The organism is Actinomadura viridis (assembly GCF_015751755.1).
In the GTDB taxonomy this organism is placed as follows: Bacteria; Actinomycetota; Actinomycetes; order Streptosporangiales; family Streptosporangiaceae; genus Spirillospora; species Spirillospora viridis.
This window is the reverse complement of record NZ_JADOUA010000001.1, coordinates 3,023,481-3,036,851: the sequence shown is the minus strand read 5'-3', so window position 1 is coordinate 3,036,851 and position 13,371 is coordinate 3,023,481. Positions and strand designations below refer to the sequence as shown.

Annotated in this window: 11 protein-coding genes; 3 read left to right on the top strand and 8 right to left on the bottom strand. The window is 74.8% G+C overall.

Annotated features, from left to right (window positions below; genetic code table 11):
* Nucleotides 1-80: 80 nt before the first annotated feature.
* Genes IW256_RS13640 through IW256_RS13610 form a run of 7 tightly spaced genes read right to left on the bottom strand, consistent with a single transcriptional unit; the run spans nt 81 to nt 6,869 of the window.
* Nucleotides 81-983, bottom strand: coding sequence for an ABC transporter substrate-binding protein (locus IW256_RS13640; RefSeq protein WP_197011315.1), 903 nt, complete (start codon nt 981-983; stop codon nt 81-83).
* Complete coding sequence (locus tag IW256_RS13635) at nt 983-2,143, bottom strand: LLM class flavin-dependent oxidoreductase (protein ID WP_197011314.1); 1,161 nt, start codon at nt 2,141-2,143, stop codon at nt 983-985. Before IW256_RS13635 ends, IW256_RS13640 begins: the two co-directional genes overlap by 1 nt.
* Nucleotides 2,133-3,080, bottom strand: a complete 948-nt coding sequence (locus tag IW256_RS13630) for an LLM class flavin-dependent oxidoreductase (RefSeq protein ID WP_197011313.1) — start codon at nt 3,078-3,080, stop codon at nt 2,133-2,135. Before IW256_RS13630 ends, IW256_RS13635 begins: the two co-directional genes overlap by 11 nt.
* A complete protein-coding gene (locus IW256_RS13625; RefSeq protein ID WP_197011312.1) occupies nt 3,077-4,111 on the bottom strand; it encodes an ABC transporter substrate-binding protein in 1,035 nt (344 codons plus the stop codon). The genes IW256_RS13630 and IW256_RS13625 overlap by 4 nt, the downstream gene beginning before the upstream one ends.
* A gap of 15 nt (nt 4,112-4,126) precedes the next feature.
* Nucleotides 4,127-4,888 carry an ABC transporter ATP-binding protein gene (locus tag IW256_RS13620; RefSeq protein WP_197011311.1) on the bottom strand — a complete coding sequence of 254 codons (762 nt, stop codon included), beginning with the start codon at nt 4,886-4,888 and terminating at the stop codon, nt 4,127-4,129.
* On the bottom strand, nt 4,885-5,784 hold the full coding sequence (locus tag IW256_RS42195; protein ID WP_197011310.1) for an ABC transporter permease: 900 nt from the start codon (nt 5,782-5,784) through the stop codon (nt 4,885-4,887). Before IW256_RS42195 ends, IW256_RS13620 begins: the two co-directional genes overlap by 4 nt.
* Complete coding sequence (locus IW256_RS13610) at nt 5,781-6,869, bottom strand: NrtA/SsuA/CpmA family ABC transporter substrate-binding protein (RefSeq protein WP_197011309.1); 1,089 nt, start codon at nt 6,867-6,869, stop codon at nt 5,781-5,783. The genes IW256_RS42195 and IW256_RS13610 overlap by 4 nt, the downstream gene beginning before the upstream one ends.
* A 353-nt stretch (nt 6,870-7,222) precedes the next feature.
* Between IW256_RS13610 and IW256_RS13605 the strand changes: the two genes are divergently transcribed.
* Both IW256_RS13605 and IW256_RS13600 read left to right on the top strand, forming a co-directional pair.
* A complete protein-coding gene (locus IW256_RS13605) occupies nt 7,223-8,074 on the top strand; it encodes a DUF72 domain-containing protein (protein ID WP_231403769.1) in 852 nt (283 codons plus the stop codon).
* A 219-nt stretch (nt 8,075-8,293) separates the two neighbouring features.
* The gene (locus IW256_RS13600; RefSeq protein ID WP_197011308.1) at nt 8,294-10,831 is read left to right on the top strand and encodes an ATP-binding SpoIIE family protein phosphatase; all 2,538 of its coding nucleotides are present in this window, start codon (nt 8,294-8,296) and stop codon (nt 10,829-10,831) included.
* Here IW256_RS13600 and IW256_RS13595 read toward each other — a convergent pair.
* Entirely contained in the window at nt 10,818-12,056 is a 1,239-nt protein-coding gene (locus IW256_RS13595) for a PP2C family protein-serine/threonine phosphatase (protein ID WP_197011307.1), read from the bottom strand. The genes IW256_RS13600 and IW256_RS13595 overlap by 14 nt on opposite strands.
* A 340-nt stretch (nt 12,057-12,396) precedes the next feature.
* Here IW256_RS13595 and bla point away from each other — a divergent pair, with 340 nt between their 5' ends.
* Nucleotides 12,397-13,371, top strand: a complete 975-nt coding sequence (gene bla / locus IW256_RS13590; protein ID WP_197011306.1) for a class A beta-lactamase — start codon at nt 12,397-12,399, stop codon at nt 13,369-13,371.

Here is a 13,371-nt window from a genome sequence, read left to right as displayed (position 1 = left end):
TGACATCCCATGTCGCACTTTCTTCCTCCGCCTCGTCCGCGCGGCGGCGGGCCGCTCCCGCCGCCGCCCGGACGGTCCGGTCAGGCGGAGAGGCCGGCGATCCCGGGGACGACGGCGTCGGCGACGGTGATCTTCCGGTCGATCAGGCCGCCGGCGTGGAAGAGGTCGGCGGCGCGCTGCTGCTCCGCGACGAACTCCCCCGTCACGGGGTGGAGGCCGAACGGGCGGGTGCTCAGGGCGTGCTCCCAGGCGGCCACGTCGGTCCCGTCGTCGGCGGCGAACAGCTCGGCCGCCTCGCGGGGGTTGTCCCGGATCCACGCGTCCGACTCCTGGAGCGCGGCGACGATGGCGGCGAGCTCGGTGCCGCGCTTCTCGGCGAAGTCCCGGCGGGTGAACCACAGGGAGCGGTGGCTGAACAGCCCGGCGGTCTCGACGAGGGTACGGACCTCGATCTCGTCCTCCACCGGGCCCAGCGCCGGGTAGGAGGCGGTCCAGGCGTCGACCTCGCCGTCCAGGAACAGCTGGGCGGCCTCGGCGCCGGCGTCGACGGGCTCGATGTCGGCCCAGGTCAGCCCGGCCTGGTCGAGGGCGAACAGCAGCAGGGTGGTCTGCCAGGACCCGTGCGCGAGGGCGACCCGCCGGCCCGCCAGGTCGGCCACGCCGGTGATGCCCGAGTCCGGGCGGGCGATGAGGCGGCCGTTGTCGTGACGCGGCTCGGACACGGCCACGTAGACGATGTCGTGCCCCTTGCTCTGGGCGGTGACGGGAGGCGTGGAGCCGGTGCCGATGAAGTCGTAGCCGCCGTCGAAGAGGTGGTCGCCGTGGGCGGAGGGCAGGCCCTCGGTCGGGGCGGGACGTTCACCCTTGGGAAGGGAACGCAGGTCGACCCATTCCACGTCGGGGAGGGTGCGTTCCAGGATGCCGCGGTGGCGCAGCACCCACAGCGAGTTGTTGCTGGGGAAGTAGCCGACACGCAGGGACATCAGAGGTTTCCTTTCGCGGTGAGGACGGGGGTGCGGACGGGGCCGCGCAGCAGCGGGAGCACCCGCTCGCCGACGCGGTGGGCCTCTTCGAGGTGCGGGACGCCGGCGAGGACGAAGGCGTCCACGCCGAGCCCGATGAGCTCGTCGAGCCGGGCGGCGACCTGCCGGTAGCTGCCGACCAGCCCGAAGGCCGGGCCGCCGCGGAGCAGGTGGAAGCCGCCCCACACGTTGGGGGCCGCCTCCAGCTCCCGGAAGCCGCGGACCGGCCAGTCGATGAACGACTGCCCGCGGAGCCAGCCGACCGAGTCGCCCGTGGCGCCGGGACCGGTCAGGCGGGCGGGATCGACGTGGCGCCAGCCCCGCCGGATCTCCTCCCACGCCTCCTCCTCGGTCTCGCGCGCCAGCACGTCGACGCGCACGGCGAACCGCGGCGTCCGCCCGGTCGCGGCGCTGTGCTCGCGGACCTGGTCGAACTTGGCCGCCAGCGCCGGGAAGGGCTCCAGCCAGGACAGGTAGCGGTCGGCGTGGCGTCCGGCGGCCTCGATCGCGGCGGGCGAGGAGCCGGAGAAGTAGATCTCGGGGAACGGCTGCCCGGCCAGGTGCGCGGGCAGGCGGGCGCCCTCCACCCGGTAGAAGCGGCCGTCGTAGTCGAACGGGCCGTCCTCCCAGACGCCCTTGAGGACGTCGAGGAACTCCGAGGTCCGGGCGTAGCGGTCGTCGTGGTCGACCTTGTCGCCCCACCACAGCTGGGCGGGCCCGCCGCCGCCGGAGATGATGTTGTAGACCACCCGCCCGCCGGTGGCGCTCTGCAGCGTCGCCGACATCCGCGCCGCCTGGACCGGGTGAAGGAAACCCGGCTGGTAGGCGATCATGAAGCGGTAGGTGGTGGTCTCCCGGGCCAGGCTCGCCGCGGCGGCCCAGGGGTCGTCGGTGAACGGGAACGAGGGCAGCAGCCCGCCGACGAAGCCCGACAGCTCCGACGCCCGCGCGACGTCGGCCATGTGGTCCAGATGGCTGTAGCCGTCGGGACGCCCGCCGCGCAGTCCCGGGGCGATGCTGCCGGGGACGACCGGGGACCAGTCGCCGCGGCTGACCAGCCGGTTCCGCAGCGACCGCTGGTCGCCGTGGGTCCCGATGCGCCAGTAGATGTCAATCGGCATGCGCGAACTCCTCCGCGAGAAGGGGCAGCAGGTGCTCCCCCAGCCGGTAGGTCTCCTCCAGGTGCGGCCGGGCTTCCAGGACGAACGCGCCGATGCCCCGGGCGGCGTAGCCGCGGAGGGCCTCGGCGACCTCCTCGTAGGAGCCGGCCAGCGCCTCCCCCTCCAGGCCGCGGGCGTGGGCCCGCGCCTCCTCCCCGTCCTCCCGTGCCAGGACGCGCAGCCGCAGCGCGCGGGCCGGGGCGCGGCCCCGCTCGGCGGCGCGGGCGTCCAGCCCGGCGATCCCGGCGTCCAGGGCGGCCTCGTCGGTGGTCTCGAACACGTGGACGTCGGCGTGGCGGGCCGACAGGTCCAGCGCCTCGGCCGAGGTGCCCGACAGGTACACGGCCGGGAACGGCCGGCCCGACAGCGGTCCGTGGAAGCCGCCCGCCAGGACCTGGAAGAACCGTCCCTCGTAGGTGTAGTCCTCGGAGCGCCACACGCCCTTGGCGACGGTGAGGAACTCGTCGGCGCGCGCGTACCGGTCCGGGCCCTCCAGGAAGTCGCCCTGCGCCCGCGCGACGGCCGGGTCGAGGTCCACCACCGGCCACCACGCGAGCCGGCCGTCCGAGAAGCGCTGGAGGGAGGCCGACAGCTTGGCGGCGTAGACGGGCGTGGTGACCGCGGGATGGAATCCGGCGACGCCGTTCAGCCAGCGGCTCTGCCGGAGCAGCGCCGCCACCGTGACCAGGGACTCCTCCCCCTCGGGCGTGAACGGCGCCACCACGCCGTCGAAACCGGCCATCTCCGCGGCCCGGCCCGCCTCCGCGAGGTGGTCGAACGGCCCGTACCGGCCGCGGCGCGGGTCGGTGACGAACGGCGGGAGGGGGGCCGCGGCGCGCGGGTCCGGCCCGGTGCCGGGCGCGATGGGCAGGGTGATGAGGAAGCGGGACGCCGTCATGCCACGTTCTCCGCGTCCGCCTGGCGCGCCGCGGCCAGCAGCGGCTCGGGCACGGTCCACGCCTCCAGATCGACGTCGGCGGCAAGGAAGCCGTGCACCAGGAGGAAGTCCTTCTGGATCCGCAGCAGGTCCAGGCGCTCGGGCTCCAGGGTGGGGCGCAGCGAGCGGTGGAAGCCGTCGCGGTAGGCGGTGAGGACGCCGCCGGCTCCCGAGCGGGTCTCGGCGGCGAGGATCTCCCGGACGCGGCCGAGGTTCCCCGCGGCCCAGTCCGCCGCGCGCAGCGTCTGCGCCAGGAACGTGACCACCAGGTCGGGCCGTTCCTCCAGGATGCTCTCGTGCACGGTGATCGGGCGGGGCGTGCCGTTGTTGACCCGGGTCGCGGGATCGGGGTGGGCGTCGAGGTCCACCCCGACCGCCAGGCCGAGTTCGCGGGCCTGCTCGGCGGCGCGGGCGCCCTTCACGTACACCGCGTCGACCTCGCCGCGCGCCAGCTCGCCGAGCCCGGGCCAGGACAGGCTCCGGTCGCCGGCGCCGCGGCCGACCGAGGGCGACAGGTCGGCGGGCACCTCGACGAAGGTCACGTCGTCGAGGGTGAGGCCGCCCTGCGCCAGGGCGCCCTTGACGCCGTGCAGGGCCATCGCGCGGGGGAAGCTCTGCGCGCGGGTCCGGGCCCAGCCCGGCAGCGCGACGCGGGCGCCGGCCAGGTGGCCGGGGCCGGTGATCCCCGAGTCCGGGCGGACCAGGATCGACTGCCATTCCTCGATCCAGGTCAGCCCGATCAGCCGGGTCGGCGCGCCCTCCGACCGGGCGGCCAGGGCGGGGACGTTGCCTCCTTCCCGGAACAGGCCGGGCAGGTCATGGTCGAAGTGGCGGCGCGCCAGGTCGGGACCGGCGTCCTGCAGGACGCCGACCTCCAGGCCGTGGGGCGCGAACGCCCCGGCGAGCCAGCCCAGGTTGTGGGCCAGCCCGCCGGCGGTGGGCACCGGGCAACGGGTGAACCAGATCTTGTCGATGGACGGATCGGAGGACACGTGACTCCTCGGGTCTCAGGTGGCGGGCGCGGCGGAAACCGGCGCGACGCCGAGGCGGGACAGCAGGAACCGGCGGTGCTCGACGGCGACGGGATCGTCGCGGTCGCGCGGGCGGGGCAGGCCGACGGCCAGATCGGTGGCGAACGTCCCGTCCCGCAGGACGAGCACGCGGTCGGCGAGCCGGACGGCCTCGTCGACGTCGTGGGTGACCAGGACCACGGCCGGGCGGTGCCGGGCGCACAGCTCGGCCACCAGGTCCTGAGCCTGGAGCCGGGTCAGGGCGTCGAGGGCGGCGAACGGCTCGTCCAGCAGGAGCACCTGCGGGTCGCGGACCAGCGCCCTGGCCAGGGCCACCCGCTGCGCCTCGCCGCCGGAGAGCGTCGCCGGCCAGGCCCGTTCGTATCCGGCCAGCCCGACCTCGGCCAGCGCCCGGCGGCCCGCGGCGCGCGCGGACCGGGGCAGGCCGAGGACGACGTTGGCCAGGACCCGTCTGGCCACCGCGAGCCGGGGCTCCTGGTAGACCGTGGTCCGCCGGGGCGCGGTCAGCACCGTCCCCCCGTCCGGCCGTTCGAGCCCGGCGAGCACGCGCAGCAGCGTGGTCTTGCCGGTGCCGCTCGGGCCGAGGAGCGCGACGAACTCCCCCTCGCGGACCTCCAGGTCGATCCCGCCCAGGACCTCCGCGGCCCCGAACGACTTGCGCAGGTTCTCGACGCGTACGGCGACCTCTCCGGCGGCCTCCCTCGCGCCGGCGGCCTCTCCGGCGGCCTCTCCGGTCATCGGGCCGTCACCTGCCCGCGCCAGGGCATCGCGTACCGTTCCACGGCCCGGATCACCAGGTCGATCCCCAGCCCCAGCAGGGCGTAGATCAGGATGCACAGCACCATGTAGTCGTTGCGGTAGTACTGCTGGGCCAGCGTGACCAGGTATCCGACGCCCTCGGTGGCGCCGAGCTGCTCGGCGGCGATCAGCCCGGTGAGCGACACCGACATGCTGATGCGCAGCGCCATCAGCACGCTGGGCAGGGCGCTCGGCACGACGACCCCGGCGGCCAGGCGGACGCCGCGCAGCCCGAAGCCCCGGGCCGCCTCGACGACCTTGCGGTCCACGTTGCGCACGCCGAGATAGGTGTAGGCGTACATGGGCCCGGCGGCGGCCACCGCGATCAGCACGATCTTGAACGTCTCGCCGACGCCGAACCAGGAGATGAACAGCGGCACCAGCGCCAGGAACGGGACGGCCCGGTTCATCTGCATGGTGGGGTCGATCAGTTCCTCGCCCAGCGCCGACAGCCCCGCGGCGACGCCCAGCAGCAGCCCGAGCCCGCATCCGGTGAGGACGCCGAGCCCGGCCCGGCGCGCCGAGGCGAGCACGTAGTCGGTGAGCTGGCCGGTGGAGACCAGCTCCCGCAGCGCGCCCAGCACCGCGCCGGGCCCGGTGAGGACGTCCGGGGACAGGCGCCCGCTCGCCGATCCGTACCACCAGGCGGCGAGCAGGACCAGGGGGACGGCGATCCGGACGCCCGCCGACAGCGCCGGGTGCCGGCGCCGCCGGTCCAGCCGGGCCGGAGGCCGCAGGTCGAGGGGGACGAGAGGGCGGTCGGGGGCGGGCGGATCCCCGCGGCCCGCGGGCGGGGCCGGCGCCCCGGACCGCGCCGCGGTCTCGCCGACCGTCATCGGGCCGTCTCCGAGGCGGCCGGGGAGGCCGGGGAGGCGGGGGCGGAGGACGGGGCGCCGCCCCCGCCCGGCTCGGCGATCACGTTCCGCGGGTCGATCCCGGCGGGCAGGACGCCGTTCTCGCGGAACACCCCGGCGACGGCCCGGACGTACTCGCCGTCGGCCTGCCGGGCGGGCCGCGGGACGTTCTGGTGCCGGGCCTTGGCGATCTCCTCGGCCAGCCGGGCGCCGGAGACGGCCGTGGGGCCCTGCTTCAGGAAGACGTTCTGGAACCTCTCGGGCGAGTCCTTCTCCTGCTGGACGAGTTCGCGCAGGACGTCGAGGAAGGTGCGCACGGCCGCGGGGTGGCGCTCGATCAGCTCGGTCCGGGCCGCCCAGATGTTCAGGTCCTTCTCCGGCAGGTCGCGCCCGTGCACGAGGACCCTGGCCCCCTTGGCGACCACCTCCGGGTACGCGCGGACGATCGCCCACCAGGCGTCGACCTTGCCGGTGGCGAACGCCGAGGCCCCCTGGACCGGGTTGAGGTGGACGCGCTTCACCTGGCCGGCGGGGATGCCCGCCTCCTTGAGCGCGAGCAGCAGCAGGTACTCGCCGCGCCCGCCCTTGTTGACGGCGACCTGCTTGCCGACCAGGTCGCGCACCGACCGGACGGAGCTGGAGGCCGGGACGACCAGGCCGTCCTCGTAGGGGGCCTCCTTGGCGGTGACCCGGTCGGTGAAGGAGAAGATCTTGATGTCGCTGCTGTTGGCGAGGTAGCCCAGGGCCGGCGAGATCGCCCCCTCGAGGACGTTCACCGAGCCCGAGCGGACCGCGTCGATGGTCGCGGTGAACGAGGCGTAGGAGCCGCCCCACTCCACCCGAGCCCCGACGGCACCGAGCCGCTTCTCCAGGATTCCCTCGCGCTTGGCGTAGGCGAGGGGACCGGAGTTCCCCGGATCGGCCAGTTTGATCACCGCGCCCGCCCCGCCCGGGCCGGGCGTACCGCCGCCGGCGGTGGCGGACGCGCCGCAGGCCGCGGTGAGGCCGAGCAGCGGGAGGGCCGCGGCGTAGACGGCGAGACGCAGCCGATGACGGAAGTTCCACATGGTGGCAAGCCCCTAACACGATCGGGCGCGCCGGGGCCCCGGAGGCCGGCGGCGCACGCCATGGACCCCGGACCGGGACCACGGCGGAAGAGGAGAGCAGAAGGGAGAGGTGGAGAAAAGAGAGCGAGGAGTGTGCCCGCGGGCGGTGGCGGCGGCCTCAGGCCGGGCGGCGGCGCGGGCCGGGGGTCAGCGACAGAGGTCGCCGGCCTGCCGCATGAGGTCGACCACGCGCCGGGAGGTCAGGAAGACGGGACGCATAAATCAGATTATTTCGGTAGGAATAGTATTTAGTCAAGCGGCCGGAGGCGGGGAGACCGCCCGGAACCCGCCGGACCTTCGATAGCGTCCCGTGCATGCGGCTTCATGTGGGATGCGCGATGTGGACGCACACGCCCTGGCAGGGGCGCTTCCTGCCCCATCCGCTTCCGCCCCGGGAGCGCCTGCGGGCCTACGCGACCTGGTGCAACGCGGTGGAGGGCAACACGACGTTCTACGCGACACCGGCCCGGAGCGCCGTGGAGTCGTGGGCGCGGCAGACCTCCCCGGACTTCCGCTTCGTCGTCAAGCTGCCCCGGCCGATCACGCACGAACGCCGCCTCAGCGGCGCCGACGACGAGCTCCGGTCGTTCCTGGCGGCGATGGAGCCGCTCGGGCCGCGCGCCCACACGCTCTGGATCCAGCTGCCGGGCTCCTTCGGCCCGGCCGACCTGGGCTCCCTGGCGGCGTTCCTGCGCCGGCTCCCGGCCACGCACCTGTACGCCGTCGAGGTCCGCCACCGCGCGTTCTTCGAGGACCCCCGCTCGGAGGGCCTGCTGGAACGTGTCCTGGACGGCGCCGGCGCCGAGTGGATCCCGTTCGACACCACCACCCTGTTCCAGAGCCCGCCGACCAGCGACGCCGAACGCGACGCCTGGACCAAGAAGCCCCGCGTCCCGCGGCGGTCGCGCGCCCTCACCGGCCGGCCGGTCGTGCGCTACCTCGGCCGGGACGACACCGGGCGCACGGTCGAGGGATGGCGGCACTGGGTCGGCACGGTCGCCGGATGGCTGCGCGAGGGCCGCTCGCCGACGGTGTTCGTCCACACCCCCGACAACGCCGAGGCACCGGCGCTCGCCCGCCGCTTCCACGACGAGGTGCGGGCCCGCGTGCCCGAGCTGGAGCCGCTGCCCGAGCCGCTGCCGGCCGAGCCGCCGACCCTCTTCTGACCGGCGGGGCGGCCCGGCCAAGGCCGCCCCTCGCCCGGACCAAGAACGTCCAAAGTCGGCGAGGGGGCGCGGGCCCCGGCCGTGCCCGGCGGCCACCGGGAGTTATCGTAGGGACGCAGTAGGACATACCAGACGGTCTCCCGATGCCGCGCCGACGTCGCGCCGGCCGGGGCGACGCGGTGGCGGCACCGCGGACCGGGAGCGGGGGACGCGGACTCGGTGGCTGGAAGGCGCGGGGAGCGCTCGCGGGAGCGGCCGGAGGCCGTACGGGCCGAGCGGCTCCGGCTGCTCGGCGCGATGGCCGGCGAACGCGGCGACGAAGGAGTGCTGCTGGCGGCGCTCACGCACGCGACGGCCGAGCTGGGCGGCCTCGGCGGCATGGCCCACCTCTACCACGACGGCGTCGCCGGAGGGCTGCATCTGGTGGCGAGCACCGGGCTGCCCCGGTCGTTCACCCGGGCGTGGGAGTACGTCCGGCCGGGCGCGGCGGCGGCCCCGGCGCGGGCCGGCCGCTCGGGCCACGTCGCCCGGTCCCCCCTCACCGGGGCGCGCACGGCGGCGCCGTCCGGCGCCGAACTGGTCGCGGCGCCGCTGACCGGCCCGGAGGGAACCCTCGGCGTGCTGTCCCTCCTGCTGCCTCAGGACGCCGCCCACGGCTCCGGGGAACGGGAGTTCCTGACGGAGGTCGCCCGCTGGGCCGCGGGGCGGCTGCGGCTGCCGGCGGCACCCCCGGGTGAGGAGGCCGGCGAGGGAGCCTGCGAGGAGGCCGGCAAGACGCTCGACCCGGTGGGCCGCGCCCTGCGGCAGATGAGCGACGGCTTCCTCGCCGTCGAGCGCGACGGGCGGATCGCGTTCGCCAACGCGGCCGCCGAACGGCTGCTCGGCTCCGCGCGCCCGGCGGCGGGGGCGCCGCTGTGGGACCTGCCCGCCCTGCGCGGCGTCCCGGACCTGGAGGAACACTGCCGCGAGGCGATGGCCGGGAGCACCCCCGCCGAACTCGACGTGCCCTGGCCCGGCGGGCGCTGGTACCGGCTGCGCCTCGTCCCCGTCCCGGACGGCCTCACCCTCAGCATCGGCGACATCACCGACCGGCGCAGGCAGGAGGCCGACCGCCAGGCGGCGATCCGGGCGGCCATCGCCCGTGCCGCCCTCATGGAGCAGCTCACCCGCGCCCTCACCGAGGCGATCACCACGCAGAACGTGGTCGCCGCCGTGGCCGACAGCGTGCTGCCCGCCTTCCACGCCAGCGGCCTGATCATCCTGGCCGTGCGCGACCAGCGCCTGCACCTCGTCGGCGCGGTCGGCTACGACCAGGAGTTCCTCGACCGCCTGCCCGGTACGCCCTACGTCGCCGACACCCCCACCGGAGAGGCTCTGCGCACCCGTACGCCGCAGTTCTTCGGCTCGACGGCCGAGATCGTCGCCCGCTACCCGCAGGTCCCGAACTACCCGGTGGCCCAGGACCGGGACGCCCGGGTCTTCCTGCCACTGATCGCCTCCGGCAACGTCTTCGGGATCGGCATCGTCTCCTTCTCCGGGACGCGCGAGTTCACCCGCGAGGAACGGACGCTGCTCACCGCGCTCAGCAGCGTGGTCGCCCAGGCCCTGGAACGCGCCCGGCTGTACGACGACGCCGCCAACCGGGCCCGGGAACTGCAGCGTCACCTGCTCCCACGGGAGCTGCCCGACCTGCCCGCCGTCACCGCCGCCGCCCGCTACCTCCCCGCGGAGGCCGGCGCGGACGTCGGCGGCGACTGGTACGACATCATCCCCCTGTCGGCCGACCGGGTCGCGCTGGTCATCGGCGACGTCATGGGCCACGGCATCTCCGAGGCGGCCACGATGGGCCGGCTGCGCACCGCCGTCCGCACCCTCTCCGAACTCGAACTCCCGCCCGACGACATCCTCGACCGCCTCAACGACGTCGTGAACGATCTCGGGCCCGACTACTTCGCCACCTGCCTCTACGGGGTGTTCGACCCGGTCTCCGGCGATTTCACCTACGCCAGCGCGGGCCATCCGCCACCGGCGGTCGCGGCGCCGGACGGCACCGTCGACTACGTCACGGCGGCCGTCAACCCGCCGCTGGGCGCGGGCGCCCCGCCGTTCGACACCGTCACCCGCCCGCTACCGGACGGCGCCCTCCTGGCCCTCTACACCGACGGTCTCGTGGAGGCGGAGGGCCTGGACGTGGACGAGGGCATGGCGCGCCTCGCGCGGTCCCTCACCGCGACCCTGCGGGACGCGCCGGCCTCGGCGCCGGACGCGCTCTGCGATCGCGTGACCGGCGCCCTCCTGCCCTCGCACCAGCGGACCGGGGACGACGCCGCCCTGCTCATCGCCCGCACCAGCCGGCTCGACCCCGCCGACATCGCGTCCTGGGGCCTGCCGGACGATCCGAAGGCCGCCGGCCAGGCCCGCGAGCACGTCCGCCGCCAGCTCGCCGCCTGGCGCCTGGGCGAGGAGGTCGTCATGACCACCGAACTGCTGGCCAGCGAGCTCGTCGGCAACGTCGTCCGCCACGCCAGGGGCCCCATCCGGCTGCGCCTGCTGCGCAGCCGGACCCTGATCTGCGAGGTCTCCGACGGCAGCCTGACCACGCCCCACATCCGCCGTACCACCCCGGCCGACGAGGGCGGGCGCGGCCTGCAGCTCATCGCCGCCCTCTCCCAGCGCTGGGGAACGCGCTACACCGCCCACGGCAAGAGCATCTGGACCGAGCAGCCGATCCCCGGCCGGCCCCCTACAGGCGGATGACGACCAGGGCGGTGTCGTCGACGATGCCGTCGGAAGGCAGCAGCTCCGCCAGCAGGAGGTCGGCCAGCTCCTCCGGATCGGCGTCCCGGTGGCGGGCGAGGGAGCCGGTGAGCCGGGCCAGGCCGGCGTCGATGTCCTCGCCGCGGCGCTCGATGAGCCCGTCGGTGTAGAGGACGAGGAGCGAGCCCGAGGTGAAGGGGACGGTGGTCTCGGGCCTGGGCTCCGGTACGAGGCGGGCGCCGAGCGGGGGGTCGGTGGCCTGGTCGAGCAGGCGTACGCTGCCGTCGGGGGCGAGCAGGGCGGGCGGCGGATGGCCGGCGCTGCTGTAGGTGAGGCTGGAGGTGGACCAGTCGAGGAAGGCCACCACCGACGTGGCGGACTCCGCCCCGTCGACCGAGCGCGCGTACAGCCCCAGGGCGTCCAGGGACTGGGCGGGGCCGGTGGCCACGCGGGAGGCCGCGCTCAGCGCGCTGCGCAGCTGTCCCATGACGCACGCGGCGGCCAGGCCGTGGCCGACCACGTCCCCGACGGAGACGGCGACGCGTTCACCGGGCAGGTCGACCAGGTCGTACCAGTCGCCGCACACGTTCAGCGCCTCGGTGGCGGGCCGGTAGCGCACCGCCGCCTGGTGGCCCGCGAACGGCCTGGGAGCGGGCAGCATCGCGTCCTGAAGGGCCAGCGCCACCTCCCGCTCGCGCGCGTGGGCCCTGCGCAAGCGCCGGTTGACCTCCTGGAGCTCCTGGGCCCGGCTGTACAGCTCGGCCTGCATCACCTGGGACCGCTCCCGGTCGTCCCGGCCACGCGTGGCGCGGACGAGCTCGGTGACCTCCTCGACCCGGTGGACGATCAGGGCCACCCCGCCGCCGGGGCCGCGTACGGGGACGTTGATGATCGCCCAGTACCGTTCCTCCCAGCGGCCGGGGCTGCCGGGCAGCTCGACGTCGTAGCGCTGCAGCGCCATGGCGTCGCGTTCCCCTGACTCCACGACGCGCTCCAGCGACGCGCGCAGGCTGCCGACCCCGGAGGTGTCGGGGTCCTCGGGGTTGTCAGGGTTGTCGGGGAAGACATCGAACACATGGCGGCCGATCAGCTGGTCACGCCGCCGCCCCGCCACCCGGAGGTACGCCTCGTTGACGTCCTCGTACACGAACTTCGGCGACAGCAGGGCCACCGCGTTGGGCGACGCCCGGTACACAGCCGTGTAGTCGATCTCGCGTCCGGTCATGTCCTGCCTGTTCCGGCACCATCAGCGTGCGCTCACCAACCTACCCGTCACAAGCCGGTCGGCTCGCCCGGATGGGGCCATCAGCACAGAAAGTCGTGACAGCCGGGACAATCACGCACGCTTCAACGCTCATGCACTCCCTCCGGCCACAACCGGCGAGTTCCGGGCACGGCGGCGATGACCCCGATCGGTTCCCCGGCCCCCGCCGCCCCACTCGAAGCGTGCTGAACTGGGAAGATATCGAGCCGTTTATCGCTGTCCCCCGCCTCGCGCTATTGGACACCCCGTGACGGGCTCTGGTCTGCTTTCCGCCGTAGATCACCAAGCCAGAGGAGCAGGAATGCAGACCCTCCCTTCCTCCACCCGGCGGCGGACCCGCTGGGGCCTCGCCCTGCTGACGGCGGTCACCCTCGCCGGAGGGACGGCCTGCGGCGCGGGGGCCGCCCCGGCCACCCGCGCCGCCGCACCCGCCGGCGGTTCCGCCGCCGTCACCGTGACCCCGGCGGGCCAGGCCGAGGTCCGTGAACGGCTGCGCGCGCTGGAGGTGTCCTACCAGGGCCGGATCGGCGTGTTCGCGCTCGACACCGGCAACGGGCGGACGATCTCCTACCGGGACCGCGAGACCTTCCCGCTGCTGTCCACGTTCAAGGCGATCGCGGCCGCGGCCGCGCTCGACAAGGCGCGGCGCTCCGACCCCGGCCTGATGGAACGCCGCGTGCACTGGACGGCCGAGGAGGAGGTCACGCACTCCCCGCGGACCGGGGGCCGCGGCGAGGCCGGCATGACCGTCGCCGAGCTGTGCGAGGCGGCCATCACCTACAGCGACAACACGGCCGGGAACATGGTGCTGAAGCAGATCGGCGGCCCGGCCGGGCTGACCCGCTACTTCCGCTCGCTCGGCGACCCGCTCTCCAGGCTGGACCGCTGGGAGACCGACCTGAACATCTGGCGCCCCGGAGAGCGCCGCGACACCACGAACCCGGCCGCCCTCGGCCGCGACCTGCACCGGCTGACGGTCGGGGACGCGCTCGCCGCGCCGGACCGGGACCGGCTCAACGGGTGGCTGAAGGCCAACACGACCGGCGACACGCGGATCCGCGCGGGCCTTCCCAAGGACTGGACCGTCGGCGACAAGACCGGGACGGGCCCCACCTACGCCGCCGCCAACGACGTGGCGATCGCCTGGCCTCCGTCCGGGGCCCCGCTGATCATCTCGATCTACACCAACCGCAAGGCCCCGGAGGGGGCGAACGACAACAGCGTCATCGCCCGCACCGCGACCATCGTGGCCCGCGGCCTGGGCAAGATCGGCTAG